Origin of the sequence: Pseudomonas sp. P8_229 (assembly GCF_034008635.1) — a bacterium.
In the GTDB taxonomy this organism is placed as follows: Bacteria; Pseudomonadota; Gammaproteobacteria; order Pseudomonadales; family Pseudomonadaceae; genus Aquipseudomonas.
This window is the reverse complement of the sequence record NZ_CP125378.1, coordinates 5,406,745-5,428,684: the sequence shown is the minus strand read 5'-3', so window position 1 is coordinate 5,428,684 and position 21,940 is coordinate 5,406,745. Positions and strand designations below refer to the sequence as shown.

General features: G+C 60.1%; 21 protein-coding genes and 1 pseudogene. 9 read left to right on the top strand and 13 right to left on the bottom strand.

Features of this window, described 5'->3' with window-relative positions:
* The first annotated feature begins 113 nt into the window (after positions 1–113).
* Positions 114–683 carry a chorismate mutase gene (locus QMK55_RS24415; RefSeq protein WP_320330115.1) on the top strand — a complete coding sequence of 190 codons (570 nt, stop codon included), beginning with the start codon at positions 114–116 and terminating at the stop codon, positions 681–683.
* A gap of 124 nt (positions 684–807) precedes the next feature.
* Positions 808–1,209, top strand: coding sequence for a hypothetical protein (locus QMK55_RS24410; protein WP_320330114.1), 402 nt, complete (start codon positions 808–810; stop codon positions 1,207–1,209).
* Positions 1,210–1,326: 117 nt separating this feature from the next.
* Here the strand turns inward: QMK55_RS24410 and QMK55_RS24405 are convergent, their stop codons facing one another.
* From QMK55_RS24405 to QMK55_RS24395, 3 genes are all read right to left on the bottom strand, one after another.
* Positions 1,327–2,022 carry a hypothetical protein gene (locus QMK55_RS24405; RefSeq protein ID WP_102358461.1) on the bottom strand — a complete coding sequence of 232 codons (696 nt, stop codon included), beginning with the start codon at positions 2,020–2,022 and terminating at the stop codon, positions 1,327–1,329.
* Positions 2,023–2,145: 123 nt separating this feature from the next.
* Positions 2,146–3,231 (bottom strand): polyamine ABC transporter substrate-binding protein, encoded by a 1,086-nt coding sequence (locus tag QMK55_RS24400; protein ID WP_320330113.1) that lies wholly within the window; start codon positions 3,229–3,231, stop codon positions 2,146–2,148.
* A gap of 51 nt (positions 3,232–3,282) precedes the next feature.
* Positions 3,283–4,584, bottom strand: a complete 1,302-nt coding sequence (locus tag QMK55_RS24395; RefSeq protein WP_102358463.1) for an NAD(P)/FAD-dependent oxidoreductase — start codon at positions 4,582–4,584, stop codon at positions 3,283–3,285.
* Between the two features lie 160 nt (positions 4,585–4,744).
* Between QMK55_RS24395 and QMK55_RS24390 the strand changes: the two genes are divergently transcribed.
* Complete coding sequence (locus tag QMK55_RS24390) at positions 4,745–5,629, top strand: LysR substrate-binding domain-containing protein (protein ID WP_102358464.1); 885 nt, start codon at positions 4,745–4,747, stop codon at positions 5,627–5,629.
* Here QMK55_RS24390 and QMK55_RS24385 read toward each other — a convergent pair.
* Complete coding sequence (locus QMK55_RS24385; RefSeq protein ID WP_102358465.1) at positions 5,626–6,012, bottom strand: c-type cytochrome; 387 nt, start codon at positions 6,010–6,012, stop codon at positions 5,626–5,628. The genes QMK55_RS24390 and QMK55_RS24385 overlap by 4 nt on opposite strands.
* Positions 6,013–6,176: 164 nt before the next feature.
* A complete protein-coding gene (locus QMK55_RS24380) occupies positions 6,177–7,508 on the bottom strand; it encodes a PLP-dependent aminotransferase family protein (RefSeq protein ID WP_102358466.1) in 1,332 nt (443 codons plus the stop codon).
* 90 nt (positions 7,509–7,598) lie between these two features.
* On the opposite strand from QMK55_RS24380, the gene QMK55_RS24375 reads away from it, so the two are divergent.
* Both QMK55_RS24375 and QMK55_RS24370 read left to right on the top strand, forming a co-directional pair.
* Entirely contained in the window at positions 7,599–8,492 is an 894-nt protein-coding gene (locus QMK55_RS24375) for a DMT family transporter (protein ID WP_102358467.1), read from the top strand.
* A gap of 455 nt (positions 8,493–8,947) precedes the next feature.
* Positions 8,948–9,895 (top strand): IS110 family transposase, encoded by a 948-nt coding sequence (locus QMK55_RS24370; RefSeq protein WP_102359176.1) that lies wholly within the window; start codon positions 8,948–8,950, stop codon positions 9,893–9,895.
* A 796-nt stretch (positions 9,896–10,691) separates the two neighbouring features.
* On the opposite strand, the gene QMK55_RS24365 is transcribed toward QMK55_RS24370, so the two are convergent.
* Entirely contained in the window at positions 10,692–12,137 is a 1,446-nt protein-coding gene (locus QMK55_RS24365) for a SulP family inorganic anion transporter (RefSeq protein WP_102359165.1), read from the bottom strand.
* Between the two features lie 157 nt (positions 12,138–12,294).
* Between QMK55_RS24365 and QMK55_RS24360 the strand changes: the two genes are divergently transcribed.
* Positions 12,295–12,615, top strand: coding sequence for a hypothetical protein (locus QMK55_RS24360; protein ID WP_102359164.1), 321 nt, complete (start codon positions 12,295–12,297; stop codon positions 12,613–12,615).
* An 83-nt stretch (positions 12,616–12,698) separates the two neighbouring features.
* The gene (locus QMK55_RS24355) at positions 12,699–13,244 is read left to right on the top strand and encodes a hypothetical protein (RefSeq protein WP_320330112.1); all 546 of its coding nucleotides are present in this window, start codon (positions 12,699–12,701) and stop codon (positions 13,242–13,244) included.
* A 222-nt stretch (positions 13,245–13,466) separates the two neighbouring features.
* On the opposite strand, the gene QMK55_RS24350 is transcribed toward QMK55_RS24355, so the two are convergent.
* Entirely contained in the window at positions 13,467–14,102 is a 636-nt protein-coding gene (locus QMK55_RS24350) for a hypothetical protein (RefSeq protein ID WP_320330111.1), read from the bottom strand.
* Positions 14,103–14,228: 126 nt separating this feature from the next.
* Positions 14,229–14,687: a GNAT family N-acetyltransferase gene (locus QMK55_RS24345; RefSeq protein WP_320330110.1), complete on the bottom strand. Its 459-nt coding sequence runs from the start codon at positions 14,685–14,687 to the stop codon at positions 14,229–14,231.
* A 141-nt stretch (positions 14,688–14,828) separates the two neighbouring features.
* Between QMK55_RS24345 and QMK55_RS24340 the strand changes: the two genes are divergently transcribed.
* Positions 14,829–15,470 (top strand): TetR/AcrR family transcriptional regulator, encoded by a 642-nt coding sequence (locus QMK55_RS24340; protein ID WP_320330109.1) that lies wholly within the window; start codon positions 14,829–14,831, stop codon positions 15,468–15,470.
* 62 nt (positions 15,471–15,532) lie between these two features.
* Here the strand turns inward: QMK55_RS24340 and QMK55_RS24335 are convergent, their stop codons facing one another.
* From QMK55_RS24335 to ggt, 3 genes are all read right to left on the bottom strand, one after another.
* Positions 15,533–16,552 carry a lysozyme inhibitor LprI family protein gene (locus tag QMK55_RS24335; protein ID WP_102358598.1) on the bottom strand — a complete coding sequence of 340 codons (1,020 nt, stop codon included), beginning with the start codon at positions 16,550–16,552 and terminating at the stop codon, positions 15,533–15,535.
* A 513-nt stretch (positions 16,553–17,065) separates the two neighbouring features.
* Entirely contained in the window at positions 17,066–17,599 is a 534-nt protein-coding gene (locus QMK55_RS24330; protein ID WP_320330108.1) for a cysteine hydrolase family protein, read from the bottom strand.
* 68 nt (positions 17,600–17,667) lie between these two features.
* The gene (ggt, locus tag QMK55_RS24325) at positions 17,668–19,395 is read right to left on the bottom strand and encodes a gamma-glutamyltransferase (RefSeq protein ID WP_320330107.1); all 1,728 of its coding nucleotides are present in this window, start codon (positions 19,393–19,395) and stop codon (positions 17,668–17,670) included.
* A gap of 152 nt (positions 19,396–19,547) precedes the next feature.
* On the opposite strand from ggt, the gene QMK55_RS24320 reads away from it, so the two are divergent.
* Complete coding sequence (locus tag QMK55_RS24320) at positions 19,548–20,063, top strand: methylated-DNA--[protein]-cysteine S-methyltransferase (protein WP_320330106.1); 516 nt, start codon at positions 19,548–19,550, stop codon at positions 20,061–20,063.
* A 131-nt stretch (positions 20,064–20,194) separates the two neighbouring features.
* On the opposite strand, the gene QMK55_RS24315 is transcribed toward QMK55_RS24320, so the two are convergent.
* Positions 20,195–20,785 (bottom strand): NUDIX domain-containing protein, encoded by a 591-nt coding sequence (locus QMK55_RS24315; RefSeq protein ID WP_320330105.1) that lies wholly within the window; start codon positions 20,783–20,785, stop codon positions 20,195–20,197.
* 153 nt (positions 20,786–20,938) lie between these two features.
* Positions 20,939–21,937: pseudogene (locus QMK55_RS24310) on the bottom strand (chitinase); the annotation flags it as partial.
* Positions 21,938–21,940 lie beyond the last annotated feature (3 nt).

The window sequence follows — 21,940 nt, the reverse complement described above, 5'->3', positions numbered from 1 at the left end:
CGGGGTGGGAGATGCGAGGGATATTACGCTAGATGGGCGGGTTAAAGTCGGTCGACATCGAGTCCGCTCAAGGCTTAAATGGCGACACTCTTATCCGTGGATTGCGCCTGCCCATGACCCCTTTGCGAAATGTTCTGAGCTGTTCCCTGCTGGTTGTTTTCAGCCACATGACTCACGCCGCCGAAGCCCTCACTCCCGCCGAATCGCTGCGCCCCTTGCTGACGACCCTGAACCAACGTCTGAACATCGGCGACCTCGTGGCCTTGACCAAATGGGACAGCGGCAAGCCGATTCAGGACAGCCCGCGCGAGGCGCAGGTCATCGCCAACGCCCGAACGCTGGCCAGCGAACGCAAGCTCGATCCCGAAGACGTGGCGCAGTTGATTGCCGCGCAAATGGAAGCGAACAAACTGGTGCAATACGGACTGCTGACGCAATGGCAGGCGGCAGGTCGCGCGCCGGACACGCCGCGACCGGATCTGGCGCAACAGATTCGCCCGCAACTGGACCAATTGCAGAGCCGTCTGCTGCGCCAATACGCCGACTTCGTGCCTTATCGTCGTGACCCTGATTGTCCGGTCTGGCTGGCCAGGGCGCGTCAGGGTCTGACCCACGATGCATTGCACGATCTGGCCCTGACCCGCGCCACCGGGGAGCTGTGCATTCGGGCGGCGGGCCTCTGAATCGCGGGTTCCGGCACACATCGCTGGCGTCGATAGTCACCATCACGCCAATGAAGTTCTCATAGAAAATCCGCGGCGTAACATTGGCTCCAGACCAACCAACCACACCCCAGAGCACACGATCATGAAACGCCAAACCATCCTCGGCATCGCTTTCTCGGTTCTCGCAGTCAACGCTTTTGCAGCAACGCCCGCTCACACCCTGGTCGCTGAAGGCGGCTCGGACAAGTTGATTGAAAGCCGTCTGGCTGAAGGTGGTTCTGATCGTTTGCTGGAACGTCGTGTTGCCGAAGGTGGTTCTGATCGCCTGCTGGAACGTCGTGTTGCCGAAGGTGGTTCTGATCGCCTGCAGGAACGCCGTGTTGCCGAAGGTGGTTCGGATCGTCTGCTGGAACGCCGTGTTGCCGAAGGTGGCTCGGATCGCCTGCTGGAACGTCGCGTTGCCGAAGGTGGCTCGGATCGACTGCTGGAACGCCGTGTTGCCGAAGGTGGCTCGGATCGCCTGATCGAAAGTCGCAACGCCTGAACGAATGGTTCTCCCGCATTAAAGAAGCCCGGCCTGATCAGCCGGGCTTTTTTCATGATGCATGAATCCGCTGGGGAGTCCTCAGGGTTGATACTGAACGCTGGATTTTCCGTGCCTTCACTGCTTCAAATCATCGACCAGTTTATTCATCACCAGGTCGGATACATGGGTAAATGCCTTGCGCAAGGCCTCGGGATCGGTGGCGTATTGCTCGGGTGTATAGGCGATAGTGTTGGCGTCATTGAACACTGAGATGGTTTCGAAATTACGCCACACCGCCGAACCATTGCGTTTGATGGACGCATTGGCGCCGACAACGGGATACAGCACGGTACTGTAGTTCTTCAGGCAAAGACCCCACTGCATCACGAGGATCTCCACCTCGGCGTCAGCCTGCTCGCCCTCACCCACGACGGTGAACATGCGCTCCTGCTGGATGCGGCTGACGAAGCTCTGCCGGATCAGCTGACTGAGGTCGATACCGTTGGCTTTCATGTTGTTCTGAATCGCTCGGAAAATGTCCCCGGTCGCCACATCGCCAACTTTTGTCCCGGCCACTGAGCCCGCGCCGGTCAGCGCCGCTGTCCCGCCGGACGACGCACCGGACGCCATCCCGGTTGCCGCGCCAGCGCCAGCACCGAGCCCTGCACCCCATGCCTGCGTCATGCTGGTGTACTGGAAGTTGTCGACCGCCACAAACACCGGAAGCACCTTCAGGGTTTTGATTTGGTGCCGGTCTTCAGTGCTCAGGCTTTTGGTCACGCAACCCGACAGCAACGCCAGGGCACAAACAAGAGTGACGAACTTTTTCATATCAGACGGGATCCAGAACTTGGGAGAAAGGCATATCGCCCTCCACCGGCATTTCTTGAGTCCCGCGAGGCCTCGCGGGTGCGGGCCGTGCATCCATGCACAACCCGGATCGAGTGCGTGAACTCAGGTATTGGTTTTCAACTTGGTCCACAACCGCGTCGACAACCGTGCAATCGCCGCCGGCAACTCTTCCACGGTGAACAACCGTTGCATCACGTCCTTGGGCGGGTAGATAGCCGGATCCTGCTTTACATCCGCGTTGAGGAACGGTTCGGCCGCCGCATTCGGGTTGGCGTAGTGAATGCTGTTGCTGATGTTGGCCACCACTTTGGGGTCGAGCAGGTAATTCATGTAGGCGTAGCCGTTCTTTGCATGCGGCGCGCTTTTGGGCATGACCACCATGTCGAACCACAAGGTCGTGCCTTCTTTCGGAATCGAGTACGCGATATTGATGCCGTTCTTCGCTTCCTTCGCACTGGCGGCGGCCTGAACGATGTCGCCGTTGAAGCCGATCACCGCGCAGACGTTGCCGTTGGCCAGGTCACTGATGTACTTCGAGGCGTGGAAGTACTGAATGTAAGGACGGATTTTCAGCAAGGCCTGTTCGGCCTGTTTGTAATCCGCCGGCTCATGACTGTGCGCAGGCAAGTGCAGGTAGTTCAGCGTGATCGGCAGCACCTGCGTCGGGTTGTCGATGAACGCCACGCCGCACTGGCTGAGCTTCTTGATGTTTTCTTGGTTGAAGAAAAAGTCCCATGACTGGGTGACATCGGTGCTGCCGAAGATCGCCTTGATCTTCTCGACGTTGTAACCGATACCGGCTGTGCCCCACATGTAGGGATAGCCGTACTGGTTGCCAGGATCGTTGACTTCAAGTTTTTGCAGCAGCACCGGGTCGAGGTTTTTCCAGTTCGGCAGTTGCGCCCTGTCGAGCTTCTGAATCGCCCCGGCCTTGATCAACCGCGAGAGAAAGTGGTTCGACGGACTGACCACGTCATAACCGGTGTTGCCGGTCATCAATTTCGATTCCAGCACTTCGTTGCTGTCGTGAATGTCGTAGGTGGTCTTGATCCCTGTGGCCTGGGTGAAATTGGCCAGGGTGTCCGGGGCGATGTAGCTGTTCCAGTTGGAGATATTGACAGTTTCGTCGGCACAAGCGGCTGTGCTGGCCGCGAGCAGGATCGCCAGGAAAAGTGGATTGACGCGCATGGTCTGTCACCTGTGTTGAGTGGCTTTTGTTGTTGTGCGGTAGGCGAATGTTCAGATTTCTGTTCTGGCCCTGACTGCCTCCACGCGCATGCGAAGCATGGCACCGATGTCGAAAAAAGGTCGTGGCGGCAGCCAGCCGGGTTCGGCCCGTTGCATCACCGATTGCAGCAGCGGTGAATCAACGCCAGATGCCAGTTGCGCCAATAAACGTCCCCACAGCGTGCCGCGCGCCACCCCCGAACCATTGCAACCGGCCACAGCAAACACGCCCTCTTCCACCCGCTGGAAAAACGCCTGACCACTGCGGGTCGCGCTCAAGTGGCCGGTCCAGGTGTATTGGATGTCTTGCGCGCCGAGGAACGGGAAGCGTCGTTGCAAGCCGCGCACATGGTGCTGACGGCGCAGCGCCAGTTCGCTCTCGGACAGGTCGCGCGTGCGGTATTCGGCGGTGTTGCGGATCATCACCCGCCGATCTGGCGTCAGTCGCACCGTGGCCCCCAGCGGCCGGGTCGACAGTACGCCCCACGGCTCGACCGCGCCGATAGCTTGAAACTCCTGAGCGCTAAGCGGCCGGGTGAGACTGGCACTGAGCTCCATCGGGAAGGTGCTGCTGTCGTGGATTCCGACCCGGGGAATGAAGGCGTTCAGGCACACCAGCACCCGTTTGGCCTCGACACTGCCATCCACCGCGTTGGCCCGCAGTCGCCCGTGGCTCATGCGCTCCAGGCGGGTGATGTCGGTGTGTTCGTAAACCGTGATGTTGCCCGGCAACGCATTGAGCAGGCCTTTAACGTATTTGGCCGGTTGCAGCAGTGCATTGCCGCTGCCGCACCAGATCGCCGCCGCGTAGTGCGGCGTGCCGAGTTTTTGCGCCAGCGCCGCACCCTGGAGAAATTCGGCGCGGGCACCGAGGGCGCGTAAAGTTGCCAGTTTGGCGTCGACATGACTGAGCTTGGCGGCGTCGCTGACGGCGAAGAAGTAACCGTTGTCACGAAAGTCGCAGTCGATGGCATGGTCGGCGATACATTGGCGCACGGCTTCACTGGCGGCACGGGAAATCGCCGTGTCGGTTTCAAATCCGCGAAAGCCTGGCGCGCCGATCAACTCACTGTCGGCGGGATGTTCGTGGGCCACGACAAACCCCGAGTTACGCGCCGATGCGCCCTGCGCCGCGCGCTGCCGATCAACCACCACGATGCGCGCCTGCGGGTGCATTTGTGCCAGGTTGTGCGCGGCGCTGAGACCGGTGATGCCGGCGCCGATCACCAGCCAGTCGGCCTTTTGCGCACCGCTCAGGCGGCTACGCTGCGGCGAACTGCCGGCCTGCGCGATCCAGCCACATACGTTTTCCATTGCTGACCTCATTCGACTGTCGTTCCACGGCTTGCCTTTCGCCCTGACCCATGCGTGAATCGCATGAGAAAACTGCAAAGGTCGCCGCCAGAGCTAAAATCTATAAGGTCCTGGCTTGCCCAACCAACGTTATAAAATCATCGAGCCATTCTGAAAACGCATGGATAAAATTCGCCACGTGCCCTCGCTGCAAGCCCTGCAGACGCTGGTTGAAGTCGCCCGCTGCGCCAGCTTCACCCAGGCTGCGCAACAGCTGTGCCTGACCCAGAGCGCCGTCAGCCGGCAGATCCAGCAACTGGAAAGCCATTTCAACGTCGCGCTGTTCATCCGCACCAGCCGCAGCCTGCGCCTGACCCCGGAGGGCGAACAGGTTCTGGCCAGCGCCATCAGCATTCTCGATCAACTAAAAAGCCTCGAAGAACGCCTCGTCCCGCAACAGCGCCCGTTCCGTATCCGTATGCACGTGTCACTGGCGGTGCGTTGGTTGCTGCCCAGACTCAGCGACTTCTACCTCAGCCACCCCGAGGTCTCGCTGGCGATTGAAACCGTTGCCACCGAAGTCGTCGAGCCGGCCAGCGACAGCGATGCCTACATTCTTTACCTGCCGCAGCCGTCCACTGAGGCGGATTGCCTGACGCTGTTCGAGGAAGCCCTGGTGCCGGTGTGTTCGCCCAACCTTGCGGGGTCACCGCGGTCAGTTGATGAGTTACAGCGTTTCGCCTTGCTGCATCGCTCGGCCGATCGGCAGGCCTGGATCGAATGGCTGGCGGCCAACGATGGTCAGCCGCTGGAGCGCTACCGGCACATTCCGTTCAACCTCGATGAGTTGGCGCTGGATGCAGCGGCGCGAGGCCTGGGCGTGGCGGTGACGGACATGACGCTCGCGGCGGAGTCCATCGAGCGTGGCGTACTGGTGGTGCCGTTCGGGCAGCCGCTGAAGACCGGCGGAATTTACGCGTTGTGCCTGCAGCCGGCAGCAGCTTCAAACCCGGCGTGCGAGGTGGTCATGCAGTGGTTTGCCGGGCAGGCCGAGCAAAACGGTTAATTGGAGTACTGCTGCAGGTACGCCAGCAAATTATCGATTTTCTCCTGATCACTCAGGCCCCAGAAAATCATCCGCGTGCCAGGCACCACGCCTTTAGGGTCTTTCAAATACGCAGTCAACGTGTCGCGATCCCAGGTCACGCCAGAGTTTTTCATGGCGTCGGAATACACGTAGTTGGCCGAGGTCCCGGCCGCTCGACCGATGATGCCGTTGAGTTGTGGGCCGAAACCCGGGCGCGCATCCGGCCCCACCTGATGGCAGCCGCCGCACAGGCGCGGGAAGATTTTTTCGCCGGCTGCGGGGTCGCCAGCGGCGCGGGTGGTTGAGCTGAACAGAACGGCGGTGGCGGTCAAGGCAAGCAAGAGTGCAACGGTGTTTTTCATCGGGTGTTCCAAAACGGTGTGATGCAGTTGAGGCAAGGCTAACACTTTGTAGCGAGGGCACTTGCTCCCGCTGGCCTGCGCAGCAGGCTCATCACAGGGGCGCGCTTCGCACCCGGCGAGAGCAAGCTAACTCGCAACAGGTGGGTTTTCACAAGAGGTACTTTTTACAGGTAAGCGGCGATGATCCTCCTGACAGTGATCAACGCTTGCTCCAACACATCCATTTCCACCGACCCCAGTGCCAGCCGAATCGCATGCGGCACATGCGCCGATACCGCAAACGGCTCGGCCGTGGTGACCGAAATCTGCTGATGCATCAATTCCACCACGATCTGATCAGCGCGCACATCTTCCGGTAACGGCAGCCACAGGAAGTACGAATTCGGATGGGCGACGCACGGCAAGCCTTTGAGCAATCGGGCGGCCAGTACCTGGCGGGCCTGAGCGTCGCTGCGTTTTTGCGCTTCGAGCTCGATCACGGTGCCGTCGTCGAGCCAGCCACAGGCAATCGCGGTCATCAGCCCCGGCGTGTTCCAGGTGGTTGCGCGGATAACCCGCTCCAACGCCGGTACGCTGGCTGCAGGCGCCGCAATGAAGCCAACGCGCAGGCCGGTGGCGATGTTCTTCGACAGACCGGAGACGTAAACCGTACGCTCTGACGCCAGATCGACCAGAGGCCGCGGCGGATTTTCCACGAGAAAGGCGTAGGCCGCGTCTTCGATGAGGGTCAAATCATGCCGTCGCGCGATGGCAACCAATTCCTCGCGCTGCTCGAGCGGCATCACCCAGCCCAGCGGATTGTGCAGGGTCGGCATGCTATACACGGCACGTACCGAACGACTGCGGCAGAGTTTTTCCAGCGCAGGCAGATCCGGCCCGTGCTCGTTGACCGGGATCGCCACCACTTCCAGATGCAACGCTTCAGCCAGCACCTTGAACCCGGAGTAAGTCAACGCATCGGCGGCGATCACGTCGCCGGGCTTGAGCAACGCCATCAGCGTCACCGCCAGTCCCTGCTGGGCGCCATTGACGATCAGCACTTGCTCGGCGTCCACCGTCACCCCGCGACTGCGCAAATGGCGGGCGACCGAGGCCCGTTCATGGGCACGACCGGCATGGGGCTGATAGCGCAACAAAGCTTCCAGGTCACCGGACAACGCCAACTGACGCAAGGCGCTACGCAACAACTGCGTTTGCCCGGGCAGCGACGGGTAATTGAAATTGAGGTCGATCATGCCGACTGCCACGTCTTTCTGATCGATGCCCTGCCCTGGCGACAACGCGGTTTCACGCACGAAAGTGCCGCGCCCGGTTTCGCCGCTGACCAGGCCCATGGCTTCGAGCTCGGCATACACCCGCGAGGCCGTGACCAGCGCCAGTCCTTCCTGCGTGGCCAGTTGCCGATGCGTCGGCAGTCGCGTGCCGGGCGCCAGACGCCCGCTGCGAATGTCGGCAGCGTAGGTGTCGACGAGGGTCTTGTAGCGTGAGCGTGGCATGCCGGGATGTATCCATGACAATTTTTTGATTGTCCTGATTCTCAGCCATAGGATCGACCCAACGCAACCCACCTCTGAGCACAATTTAGTATGGAACGAACCTCTAATCTGCCCCACCCGACCCTGGAAAAAACCAGTGGCTGGATCAACGGCTTTATTGGCGTGGTGATTTTCAGCGGCTCACTGCCGGCTACGCGTCTGGCAGTGCTGGAGTTCGACCCGGTGTTTCTCACCGTCGCGCGTGCGACCATTGCCGGCGTGCTGGCTGTGGCCTTGTTGTGGTTGTTCCGTGAACGGCGACCGGCGAGGGATCAGTGGTTGTCATTGGTCATCGTGGCATTGGGCGTCGTGCTCGGCTTCCCGTTGCTGACGGCGCTGGCCCTGCAACACGTGACGTCGGCACATTCGATTGTGTTTGTTGGCTTGCTGCCACTGGCGACTGCGTTATTTGGTGTATTGCGCGGTGGCGAGCGTCCGCGTCTGGTGTTCTGGATCTTCTCGATCCTCGGCAGCACGCTGGTGGTTGGGTTTGCCTTGTCGCAGGGGCTGTCCGCCTCGCCCACCGGCGACCTGCTGATGCTGGCCTCGATTCTGGTCTGTGGTCTCGGTTATGCCGAAGGCGCAAAACTGTCGCGCACACTGGGTGGCTGGCAGGTGATCTGTTGGGCATTGGTGTTGTCGCTGCCATTGATGGCAATCGCGAGCCTGTGGCTGGCCCCGCCGTCGTTCAGCAGCATCAGCGTGTCGGCATGGGCCTGCCTGGGCTACGTTTCGCTGTTCAGTATGCTGATTGCCTTTGTGTTCTGGTATCGCGGGCTGGCCCAGGGCGGGATCGCGGCCGTCGGACAGTTGCAGTTGCTGCAACCGTTTTTCGGCCTGGCGCTGGCGGCGACGTTGCTGCATGAGCACGTCAGCATCGGCATGCTGGCGGTGACGGTTGGCGTCATCCTCTGCGTGGCCGGCGCAAAGAAATTCGCCCGATAGTGATCTTTGGCATCGCATCTGTGGGAGTGGGCTTGCTCACGAAGAGGCCGGAACATCCAGCATCCATGTCGACTGACCTGACGCCTTCGTCGGAACGCCGCCCGGAGCAAGCCCGCTCCCACTGTAGATTGGTGGTGGATGGAGGATTCGGGGCTGGCCGAGATCAAGGGTGGGAGTGGGCTTGCTCACGAAGAGGCCGGAACATCCAGCATCCATGTCGACTGACCTGACGCCTTCGCGAGCAGGCTCGCTTGTATGGTAGGACTTGAAGGGAGGAGGAGGGACAAGGCTCGATTCTGACTGTTAGCGCAGTACAGACCGTGGGAGATTTCACCCCTCCTCCTTTCACCCAAGCGCCGATAAAGAATGCATCTGGCCTAGACCGACGATAGGAACAAGCCTGCGCCTCTGGGTGAACCCTTCAAGCGTTCAAACCTTAGCCCGGAGGATTTCTCATGGCAATGCCCGTCGTTACCACTCAGTCGATTATCGGGGTTGATGTCGCCAAGGACGAACTGGTGATTTATCACGCCGAATCAGATCAGCTCGAGACAATCTCCAATACCAAAGCGGCGATCAAGAAATGGCTCAAAACCGCTGCCAAGCCAGTGGCAATCGCCATCGAAGCCACCAATATCTATCACCAGGAATTTGCTGATCTGGCGTATGCCGATGGTTGCGTGATCTATATGGTTGGCGGTTATGAGCTCAGCCATTACCGCAAAGGTGTGAACGTTCGCGCCAAAACTGATGCGCTGGATGCCCGATTACTGGCCCGTTATCTGACAAACGAAGGGGACCACTTACGCCCTTGGACACCGCCGTCGCCCTTGTATTGCCGGCTCATCAGTCTTTTCCGGCGTCGTGCGGCTCTGGTCCAGGCTCGTGTCAGCCTCAAGCAGAGCTGGGAGAATGAGCCATTGCTCAAAACCGCTTTCAAAAATCAGATAAACGCCATGCAAAGACTGGAAATCCTGCTGGAGAAAACGATCCTGGCGCAGATAGACGAAGCCGGTTTAGGCGCTCAGCTCAAGCGTTGCATGAAGGTAGAAGGCATCGGTACGTTGACCGGCGCCCGCTTGCTCGCATCCTTTCAGCGTGGGGACTTCAGGAATGCCGACGCTTTCATCGCCTTTCTAGGCCTGGATCTGCGCATATCGGACTCAGGCAAAAAGAAAGGCCGTCGCTGCCTGACCAAACGAGGCGACTCAGAGGCACGTCGATTGCTGCACAACGCTGCAATGGCGGCGAGCCGGACCTCGGCGTGGAAAGGGTTTTATGAGGCTTTAAGAGAGCGCGGATTGAGCACTACCCAAGCACTGGTCGCACTAGCCCGCAAGCTTGCCCGGGTGGTATTTGCTCTGTTGAAAAACCAGAGCGAATACTCACCTAAAGCCGTTTAGGGGCTAGGCATGAACCATAGAATCTCCCACTGGGCATTGGTGGTGAATGAAGGGTTCGGGGCTGGCCGAGATCGAAGGTGGGAGTGGGCTTGCTCACGAAGAGGTTGGCACATTCAGCATCCATGTCGACTGACCTGACGCCTTCGTCGGAACGCCGCCCGGAGCAAGCCCGCTCCCACAGTAGATTGGTGGTGGATGGAGGATTCGGGGCTGGCCGAGATCAAGGGTGGGAGTGGGCTTGCTCACGAAGAGGCCGGAACATCCAGCATCCATGTCGACTGACCTGACGCCTTCGTCGGAACGCCGCCCGGAGCAAGCCCGCTCCCACAGTAGATTGGTGGTGGATGGAGGATTCGGGGCTGGCCGAGATCAAGGGTGGGAGTGGGCTTGCTCACGAAGGGGTTGGCACATTCTGCATCCATATCGACTGACCTGGCGCCTTCGTCGGAACGCCGCCCGGAGCAAGCCCGCTCCCACAGTAGATTGGTGGTGGATGGAGGATTCGGGGCTGGCCGAGATCAAGGGTGGGAGTGGGCTTGCTCACGAAGAGGCCGGAACATCCAGCATCCATGTCGACTGACCTGACGCCTTCGTCGGAACGCCGCCCGGAGCAAGCCCGCTCCCACTGTAGATTGGTGGTGGATGGAGGATTCGGGGCTGGCCGAGATCAAGGGTGGGAGTGGGCTTGCTCACGAAGAGGCCGGAACATCCAGCATCCATGTCGACTGACCTGACGCCTTCGTCGGAACGCCGCCCGGAGCAAGCCCGCTCCCACAGTGGATCTGCGTTACAGCGCTCAGTGGTGTTCCACTCCGGCGCGTTTCAACAGCTTCTTGCAGCGCTCGGACAGATGAAACACCTGCAACTCCTTGCCTGCCTTGGCGTAACGCTCGCGCAAGGTCTTCAGCGCGGCAATCGCGGAATAATCGACGAAGCTCAGATGCCGGCAATCCAGCGTGACTTTCGCCGGGTCATTGGCCGGGTCGAACTGGTTGAGGAACGGCGTCGTCGAGGCAAAAAACAGTGTGCCGTGCAGGCGATAGAGTTTGCTGCCGTCGGCTTCCAGATGTTCATCGGCGTACAACTCACGGGCCTGCTGCCAGGCAAAATTCAGGGCGGCAATGATGATCCCGCACAGCACAGCGGTGGCCAGATCGGTGAACACGGTAATGGTGGTCACCGCGATGATCACCAGCACATCGTTGAGCGGCACTTTGTTCAACACCCGCAACGAGGCCCAGGCGAAGGTCTGCTGCGAGACCACGAACATCACACCCACCAGCGCCGCCAGCGGAATGCGCTCGATCAGCGGCGACAGGAACAGGATGAACAACAGAATCAGCCCCCCCGCCACCACCCCGGACAAGCGTCCGCGTCCGCCGGAGCTGAGGTTGATCACGGTCTGGCCGATCATCGCGCAACCGCCCATGCCACCGAACGCACCGGAGACCATGTTCGCCGCACCCAGCGCCACGCACTCGCGATCCGGATAGCCACGGGTTTCGGTGATTTCGTCGGTGAGGTTGAGGGTCAGCAGGGTTTCCAGCAGGCCGACCAGCGCCATCAGAATCGCGTAGGGGGCGATGATGCGCAGGGTCTCCAGGTTCCACGGGATGTCCGGCAGCGCGAAGCTCGGCAGACCACCGGCGATGTGCGCCATGTCGCCGAGGGTGCGGGTCGGCAGGCCGAACAGGTAGACCAGCAGCCCCACGCCAAGGATCGCCACCAGTGCCGGCGGCACCGCGCGGGTCAGGCGCGGCAGGAGGTAGACGATGGCCATGGTCAGCACCACCAGCCCGGTCATCAGGTACAACGGCGTGCCGCTGAGCCAGTGTTCGCCGCTCTTGAAATGCTCCAGTTGCGCCAGCGCAATGATGATCGCCAGGCCGTTGACGAAGCCGAGCATCACCGGGTGCGGCACCATGCGCACCAGTTTGCCCAGACGCAACAAGCCGAACGCCATCATGATCAAGCCACCCAGCAACACCGTCGCCAGCAGGTATTGCACGCCGTGCTGCACCACCAGCGCGACAATCACCACCGCCATTGAACCCGCCGCCCCGGAGACCATCCCCGGCCGGCCGCCGAACAACGCGGTCAAGGTGCAGATGATGAAGGCACCGTACAGGCCCATCAGCGGATTGAGGTGGGCCACCAGCGCAAACGCAATGCATTCGGGCAACAAGGCAAACGAGGTGGTGAGTCCGGCCAGGACATCGGCGCGCAGACGTATCGGTTTCATGGCTTACCTGACTGACGGCCGACGAGCGCGGCCGCTGATATTCGTAAAAAAGTGGGGTGCGGATGGTACGGAATAGTTCGGAATCGGGCCAGCAATCGCTGACACCCATCGACGCGCGATTTATGCTGACGCGCTTCTGCCGCCACCGAGTACAACCATGACTGCATTGCTGACCGCCCGCGACGTTTGCCAACGCCTGCGCGAGGCCGCGCTGGGTGTGCGGCTATTCAACCTGTGCCCGTCGCCCGGCGACGCCGGCCTGATGGCCGTGGATATTGACGGCTGGCGCCTGTTGCTGGAGGTCGAGGGTGGGCGATTACATCATTGTGAACACTGCCACAGCCCGGAGGATGGCGATTGGTATTTCAACGCCCGCTATGGCACCGACCCGGTCAATCTGTTGAGTACCTGGGAACTGGCGCAGATCGAGAAATGGCTGGTCGAACAACAAACACAAGGACGGCTCGCGGAAGGCTGATTACAGCTTGGGCGAAGACGGTTGCTCAATGATGGCACTCTGCCCATAATTCGCCCCCCCTTATCCTCACGCAAGGAAACGCCGTGCAAAAGTCTCTGTTGTTGATCCCGATGCTGGCCGTGCTGCTGCAAGGCTGCGGCATGACCATGACCCGCTACGAGCCGAGCTACGAAAACGTCCAGAAGCTCAAGCAGACCCCGCCCCTGCACGCGATCAGCAATCCGCAAGTGAGTGCCGAGTCCGGCGAAGGCTCGCTGGTGGTACGGGCCAACCCGGTGCGCTCGCCATCCGGCAGCATCCCGGCGCACATTCAGGACGCGATCACTGAAGAGCTGCGCAAGGCCGGCCTGCTTGATCCGCAAGCCCAGCGTCAGTTGAAAGTGCTGGTAGTGAAGAACGAACTGTCGGCCGGCATGGGCACAGGCGACGGTCAGCTCGCGGCACGCTTCACGCTGCTCAATGGCCAGGACGTGGTCTACGACGCGACCAAGAATGTCAGCAGCCAGTGGAGCAGCAGCTTCTTCGGTTTCATTGCGATTCCGAATGCGGTGAACGCTTACAACCCGATGCTGCGCGATTTGCTGAAAGAACTGTACAGCGATCCGCAGTTCATCCAGGCCCTGAAGTAAGGGCAAAAAAAGAGCCGCGATTGCGGCTAATGCCGATCAGTTAAGCGAACTCAATGCTCAAAGCATCGAAGATCAATAGTGGGAGCGGGCTTGCTCGAGAAGACGTCGGCCCAGCCAACATTGATGTTGACTGTCCTACCGCTTTCGCGAGCAAGCCCGCTCCCACAGGGGATCTGCGCTTAACTGATCGGCATTATCGCGATTGCGGCTCTTTTTTTCGCATCACGCCCGTGGAATACGAGTCTCGAGCGCCGAGTATTTCAGGTGGTTGTTGTCGATCATTTGCTTGAGCAGCGCATTGACCTGACGGGCGAACGTGTCGTTGACCGCTGCCTTCGGGGTGTTGCCCATCAGCGGAATGAACCAGATGCCGATCCAGGTACCCACCGCATCGTGGTTGCTCGCGGTGGTCAGGGCCTGACCCGTTCCGTCCACGGCTTCGAGGCTCATGGTGTATTGATCCGTGCCGTATGCCGGGATCACCCCCAGACTGAAACCACTGATGAAGCCCAGCACCATCGAACCGGCATTCGGCGGATGGTTGTACATTTTCAGGCGCAGGCTGTAATCGCCCGGTTGCTTCTGGAACTCGTCCAGCGTGACACGGCCAAACAGGCCGGAATCGCTCAGAATCTTTTGCAGCTCTGGTTTGAGCTGGTCACGTGCCTGCGGCACCTCTACAGCCGAAGCGCTTTTCGGCTCGCCCTGATAGAAGTCGAAATCCACATAGACATTGGGCTTGTTGGCGTAGCTGGCCATCGATGGCAGTTTGACCGGCGCCACTTCGTCTTTGGTGAAACTGGCACAACCACCCAGCGTAAGCACCAGGCCCAGCGCCAGGATTTTCCCGAATTGCATATTGTCTTCCCTATCTGAACCGAGCCGAGTGATATCAAAGAGCCTCCATTGCGGAGGCCGGGCGGATTCTAGAGAGAGCAGTCGCTTGAGGAAAGACTGAATCGGGAAATTTACACAAAAAGTCAGTCAGCCCTGACGCAAGTCGAGCATGTAGGTGTAATAACCCGTATCGCGCACATAACCCAGCGACTCGTACAAACCCTGCGCGGTGAAGTTGTCGGTGGCGGTTTCCAGCACCAGCCCTTTGGCGCCGGTCTGCAGCGCAAAGTCCCGCGCCGTGTTCATCAGCAACCGGCCGACGCCACGACCACGGGCGGCAGGCGCGGTGAACAAATCACTGAGCAGCCAGGTGCGGTGGGCATCGATCGAGGAAAACGTCGGGTACAACTGTACAAAGCCCAGCGCTCCGCCGTTTTCATCCTGCGCGAGGAAAATTGCCGATTCGTCACCGTCCATGCGCTCGGCAATGAACGCTCGCGATTGCGCCAGATTCGACGGCTGTTGATAGAAACCACGATAAGCGTCGAACAGTTCCGCCACCGCCTCCAACTGAGCAGTGGTGGCGCGCATTACCTGAATAGTCATATTCCCTCTCCATTATTTGAATCGTCGAACCAGCATAGCGCTGTCCGACGAGTTAGCTGGCCCCACCGCTATATAGTTTTGTATATTGCGAGACCGAATTTGCCAGAACCTGCCCATGCCATCCATTTACACCGTGCTCCCATGAGCGCCATCCGCGTACGCAACGAGCAACTGATCCTCGCCGCCGCCAGCGAGGAGTTTGCCGCCAACGGCTTCGATGCGACCCAGACCCGCGACATCGCCGCCCGCGCTGGCGTGCCCAAGGCTAACCTGTATTACTACTTCCAGACCAAGGAAAACCTGTACTCCAAGGTCCTCCTGGGATTTGTCGAGCCGCTTCTGGAAGCCTCGGCGGCACTGCGCGAAAGCGACGATCCGCTGATCGGCCTGCGTGCCTACGTCGCCGCCCGCATCCGCATCGCCCGCGAGCATCCGGCGATCGCCAAGGTGTTCAGCGGCGAACTGCTGCTTGGTGGACGCCAACTGCCGGACGAATGCCGCGACCTGCTGCACGCCGAAGCGCGGCGCAACGTCGACTGCCTGCGCAGCTGGATCGAACGCGGCTTGCTGGCACCGGTAGACCCGGAGCATCTGATGCTCTTCATCTGGTCGGCGACCCGCACCTACACCAACATCGGCTGGCAGATGGGCTGCATCACCGGGCGCCCGGTGCCGCAGGATGAGGACTATCAGACCGCCGCCAACACCATCACGCGGATGGTGCTGGAGGGGGTGGTGTCGGAACCTGTGGCGACTGCACGTGGATGGTTGTTTGCGACTTGAACGACGCGGGGCTGCCTCGGGCAGCCCCGTCGATGTTTCGCCAAGTACCTCGCCGCAGAGCGTCAGGGCATGAAATCCAGCGGCAAAGTCTCACCGTTCGCTATTCGCGTATGCCAGGCAAGCAGTGCTTCGGGCACACGTTTTTTCCATTGCGGTACGTTGGTGTAATAGCGGGCACGCAATTGACGCTGCTCATCGAACACCAATAACACGAGCCATACCCGAGCGTCCGGCGCTCGCATCAGGATGCCTGCATTGGTATTGGCCAGCCCACGTAACCAGAACTCATCGACCTGAGCATCCGGCACATCGCGGGAAGCCTCGCCCGTCACCATCGATCCACTGTTTTGCAACAACGTCTGATAATCGCCTTTGAGCAGCGTGTGCAATAGCTCGTTTTCCTGCTCAGTCCGCGCCACCCCCAGGCTGAGCAGGTCGTAATCAATCGACAGTGACTGTTCCGACGCCACGTAGCGCCCGCCGTAATAAACCCCCATACCACCACCGCAAGCAGGGTCTGCACCATCTTGTGCAATGTCCAACAGTCCGTTGAATGGGCTGAACTTCAACGAACAGTTGACTTGGGCGTAGTGTGCTTCGCTGCCCTCAATGGTGGCGACGCCATCCATGTCGCCGGAGTTGGCGCCGGCCACGCCTGAAATATCAAAGGCGATATGAGTGGCATCGATACGCTTGGTGTTCACCACAACCGCCGCTGAAACGCCCCATGGAATGAGCTGCCAGGTCGCATCCCAATTGAAGGGTTTGGCCATGAACTCCAGGGCCTTGAGGCGCATCAGGTATTGCCGGCGCAAACAGGCAACATCCGCAGCACATTGATTGCGTTGCTTCAGCCAGCCTCGCTGATCGACCTTCAAGGCTTTCGAATCCACAACTTTGGGCAACGTAGCACGCCACAGCGAGCCCAGTTTCTCATCAAGATTCGAGATATAGGGATCAGAGCAAATGGTTTTTTCAGCCGGACTGGTGGCGCTGGCGCAATCAAAACTGCTGGCGTGTACAGCGGGAATAAACATCAGGGACGCCAGCAGAAACGCGTGGCGGAGTTTGAAAGGCAACATCGACAGATTCCATTCTTCGGGGCAGCGGCATTATGCCAGCGAAATGTTGGCAGTGCTGCCGCCTTCGCGGGCAAGCCCCACAGGGGACTTATGCTGGACAGGGGAATCTGCGAACACCACGCATTATTGTGGGAGCGGGCTTGCTCGCAAAGGCGTTGGGTTAGCCAACACACACGTCACAGAAGCAACGCTTTCGCGAGCAGGCTCACTCCTACAGGGGACTTATGCCGGACATAGGAATCTGTGAACACCATCAATCATTGTGGGAGCGGGCTTGCTCGCGAAGGCGTTGGGTCAGCCAACACATGCGTCACAGGCATGCGTCACAGGCACACCGCTTTCGCGAGCAGGCTTGCTCCTACAGGGGGCCTATGCTGGACAGGGGAATCTGCGAACACCACGCATTATTGTGGGAGCGGGCTTGCTCGCGAAGGCATTTGGTCAGCCAACACGTGCGTCACAGGCACACCGCTTTCGCGAGCAGGCTCGCTCCCACAGGGGTATGCGCTGGCTTTAGAAAACGATGTCGGCTGCGGGTTTGACGTCGATGCGGCCGGTGGCACCGGTCAGGTGCGCCAGGTCCTTATTGTGTTCGGCGATGATGTCTTCGGCGCTCATGTTGCCATTGTCGACGGTGGAGTGAGCGTCCGCGACGAGTACCACGTCATAACCCAGATGATGGGCCTTGCGCACGGTGGCGTTGACGCAGTAGTCGGTTTGCAGGCCGCAGATGATCAGGCGTTCGAAGTCTTCGCCGGGCAGCAGTTTGCCCAGGTCGGGCTGGTAGAACGAATCCGGGGCGGTTTTGCGTACACGCAGGTCTTGGGCTTCAGTCAGCAGGCCTTCGGCCAGTTGCCAGCCTTCGGCACCGTGGGCCAATGGGCTGTCCTTTTCTTCATGCTGAATCAGCACCACCGGCACGCGGCAATTGCGCGCGCGCGTACTGAGCTGGTTGATGGTGTCGATGACGCGGTGGATGTCGAAGCACTGGTACTGGCCGGAGCAGAGGGCCTGCTGGACGTCGATGATCAGCAATGCGCTAGACATGATGGGCCTTCCTTGATCGATCCTTGAGAGGGGGGCGGGCCAGAGCCCGCCCCCCTCTTTTACGCCTATCAGTAACCCAGTGACAACCCGGTATTGCGCCGTGGATCGTTGGCGCCGTAGAAGCGGTTTTTGCCCACCGGCTTACCGCCCAGCGACGGCGCGCCGACCAGGATCGCCGCAATGTGGTTGGCATCCTGCGGCCCCGCAAACTTGTGGCCCCAGCTCTCGAGGATCTTCTTCGTGTCGGGGCTGGCGGCGAAGTCTTCGAGGTTGGTTTGTTCCGGCATCCATTGCTGGTGGAAACGTGGCGCGTCGACCGCTTCCTGCAGGCCCATGCCGTAGTCGATGACGTTGAGCATGGTCAGCAAGGTGGCGGTGATGATCCGGCTGCCACCTGGTGTACCGACCACCATCACCACTTTTCCGTCCTTGGTGACGATGGTCGGGCTCATCGACGACAGCGGGGTTTTGCCCGGCGCAATGGCGTTGGCTTCACCCTGGACCAGGCCGTACATGTTCGGCACGCCGACCTTGGAGGTGAAGTCGTCCATTTCGTCGTTGAGGATCACCCCGGTCTTGCTCGCCATCACGCCGGCGCCGAACCAGTCATTGAGGGTGTAGGTCACCGACACCGCGTTGCCCCACTTGTCGACGATCGAATAGTGCGTGGTGTTGTTGCCTTCATGCGGCGCGACGCCGGGTTTCAGCTCGGCGGAGATTCCGGCCTTCTGCGGCTGGATCGCGTCACGCAGCTTGGTCGCGTAGTTCTTGTCCAGCAGGTGCTCGATCGGGTTCTTGACGAAATCCGGGTCGCCCAGGTAGCTGTTGCGGTCCACGTAGGCGTGACGCATCGCCTCGATCTGGTAGTGCATGCCCTGGGCCGAATGGAAGCCCAGATCCTTCATCGGGTAGCCTTCGAGAATGTTCATGATCTCGCAGATCACTACCCCGCCAGAGCTTGGCGGTGGCGCCGAGACTACGTGGTAGCCACGGTAGTCGCATTCCACCGGGGCCAGTTCACGGGTCTTGTACTTGTCGAGGTCAGCCTGGGTGATGATGCCCTTGTTGGCCTGGCTGGAGGTGACGATAGCGTCGGCCACCCAGCCTTTATAGAAGCCGTCGGCGCCTTTTTCCGAGATGGTGCGCAGGGTTTTCGCCAGGTCCTTCTGCACCAGTTTCTGCCCGACCTGCATCGGCTCGCCGTTGTGCAGGAAGATCGAGCCGGAGTCGCGCATGTCCTTCTTGAACACATCGGTGGCGTAGTCCAGCAGATCGACGTCGCCCTGCTCCAGTTCGAAACCGTCTTCAGCCAGTTTGATCGCCGGAGCGATCATGTCCTTGCGCGGCTTGGTGCCGTACTTGCTCAGCGCCAGCTCCATGCCCGACACGGTGCCCGGCACTGCCACGGCGAGATGGCCACGGGTGCTCAGGTCCGGGACGACGTTGCCGTCCTTGTCCAGGTACATGTTGGCGGTTGCCGCCAGCGGGGCTTTTTCGCGGAAGTCGAGAAAGGTCTTGCGCCCGTCCGCCAGTTGAATGGTCATGAAGCCGCCACCGCCGAGATTGCCCGCCGCGGGATAAACCACCGCCAGCGCATAACCCACGGCAACCGCAGCATCCACCGCGTTGCCGCCGTTTTTCAACACATCGACGCCGACATGGGACGCCAGGTGTTGGGCGGTGACCACCATGCCGTTCTCGGCGGTAACCGGTGCCACCGACGCGGCGTGGGCCATGAGGCAGCTCAGTGCCAGTGACGTCGCAATCAGCGTTTTGGCCAAAGGTTCGTACTTCATGAGTCGATCTCTTTTTTTGTTTTTGGATTCTGTGCAGAACAGAAGGGAACGCTTCAAAAGCAACAAACAGTATGGTCGCTATTGCGATTTGCGCCTCCTCGATCAGGCAGTATGCTGGGCGCTCTCGCCGTGCCGATCCGGAGTTCCACCCCATGTCTTACACGTTCATCACCCTGCCCTCACCAGTCGGTGAATTGAAGCTGGTCGCGAACGACACACGACTGGCGGCCATCCTCTGGGAAAACGATAAAGCAGGCCGGGTGCGCCTCGGGCCGATGACTGAAGCGCCGGATAATCCGTTGCTGCAGAAAGCCGCTCGACAGCTGCAAGAATATTTTGCCGGCAGCCGCGATCGTTTCGATCTGGAGCTGGACTTTGTCGGCACCGACTTTCAGAAGAAGGTCTGGGCGGCGCTGCTGACCATTCCGTTTGGCGAAACCCGCACCTACAGCCAGATCGCCCAACAGATCGGCAATCCGACCGCCGTGCGTGCGGTGGGGGCTGCGAACGGGCGCAACCCGATTTCAATTGTGGCGCCGTGTCATCGGGTGATCGGCGCGTCGGGAAAACTGACCGGTTTTGCCGGTGGGCTTGAGGCCAAGGAGCGGTTGCTGACGCTGGAGGATGGCGGTCGGTCTGACGTCGGTAGAACAGGCAACCTGTTTTAACCCTGTGAAAATCCATTTGTGGCGAGGGCGCTTGCTCCCGCCGGGCTGCAAAGCGGCCCCGGGATTTTGCCAGCGCTGCTCACTGGAGCAGGAGCAAGCAGCGCCCTCACCACAATGGATTTACGCTGAATTCAGGTGTTGAACAGCTTATTCATCGCCGCGTACTGCAACAGCATGATGGTCTTGGCATCGCAGATCTCGCCGCGATGGAACGCCGCCAAGGCGTCATCAAAGCCCCATTCCAGCACTTCCAGTTCTTCGGTTTCCTCTTCCAGGCCGCCGCCCTCGCTGACCTTCGACTTCGCGTCGTACTCGGCAATGAAGAAGTGCAGTTTCTCGGTCACCGAGCCGGGGCTCATGTAGGCCTCGAACACCTTCTTCACGTCGTGCACGCGGTAACCGGTTTCCTCTTCGGCCTCATCACGAATCCGCTGCTCCGGCGCGGCGCCTTCGAGCAGCCCCGCCGCCACTTCAATCAACAAGCCGTCGTGACCGTTGACGAACACCGGTAAACGGAATTGGCGCGTCAACACCACGGTGCGCTTGTCACGGTTGAACAGCAGAATCGCGGCGCCATTGCCTCGGTCGTAGACCTCGCGCGTCTGACGCTGCCAGTCCCCATTGTTGCGCAGGTAGTCAAAGCTGATTTTCTTCAGCAGGTACCAGTCGTGGGACAACACCTGAGTGTCGACAATGTTGACCCGCTCGGCGGTCTTGGTCATGACGCCTGATCCTTGTGTCATCGGAAAACGCCCATATTCGAATAATCGCGCCCACAAAAAAAGCCCGGCAGCGCTACCGGGCTTCTTTATTTGCGTTTAACGGGCGAGGCGCGACAACGCGTCATCCGTTTCCTGGGCCGCTGTGCGGACGCCGTGAATCAGTGGTCCATAACGCCGACTGAATTCCCAGTTGTACGGCACGCGGTCCTTGCTGGCGCCGTTGTCCCAGTTCACCGACCAGGTCATCAGGCCCTTGATCGGCAGCCCTTTGATCGCCAGGCGCTTGAGCGCATTGCCCACTGCGGTGCTGTCGATCACATACCCCGTGGCGGCGTCAACATTGGCCGGCAGGCCGATGACGAATTTATCCGCCGCAATTTTGGTGAAGCCCCGGGTACCGGTCACCAGACTTTCGGTCAGGTAATAAAGGAAGTCCTCTTTCAGCACATCGTTGTTCTGCGCGATCCACGCGCCGTTGCCGTTGTTGGCTTCCGGCACCCAGACCCCATCACCGCCCTGGTTATAGAACTGCGGGGCGATGAAGTCGTAGTAGCCTTCCAGCGCCTGCAGGTAACCAACGTACTTGCCGTTGGTGGTCAGGTACGGAAACTCCGGGGCCATGCTGATGATGAAGTGCTTGCCCTGGCCTGCGTAGTGATCCTTGACCAGTTTCAGTGCGGCCGGGAGCACGGTCTTGTTGGCAGCGAAATCAATCGCGCTCTGTTCAAGATCGATGTCCAGCCCGTCGAAGCCGTAGGTTTCCACCAGTCGGATGATTTCATTGGCCAGCGGCTGTTCCTGTCCGGCACGCAGTTCGATATGCGCATCGGCGCCACCCAGGGAGATCAGTACCGCCCGCCCCTGACTGTTGAGCACGCCGACCTGGCGACGAAACTCGGCGTCGGAGACGTTGAACGGCTTGAAGGTCGGAATCCCGCTGCCCTTCATGAACGCCACCGCGACCACGTTGTACTCCTTGGGCACTGCCTCCAGAGACATTTCGGCGAACCGGCCCTGATGGTAGCCGTCACTCGGACCGGCCGGCCAGTTGTGCCAGAAGCCCATGAGGATCTTCTTGCCGGCGATGCTCGGCATTAACGAAGCCGCGTCACCCACTGTGTTTTGCATCAATGAAAAGTCGATTTTTGACATGTT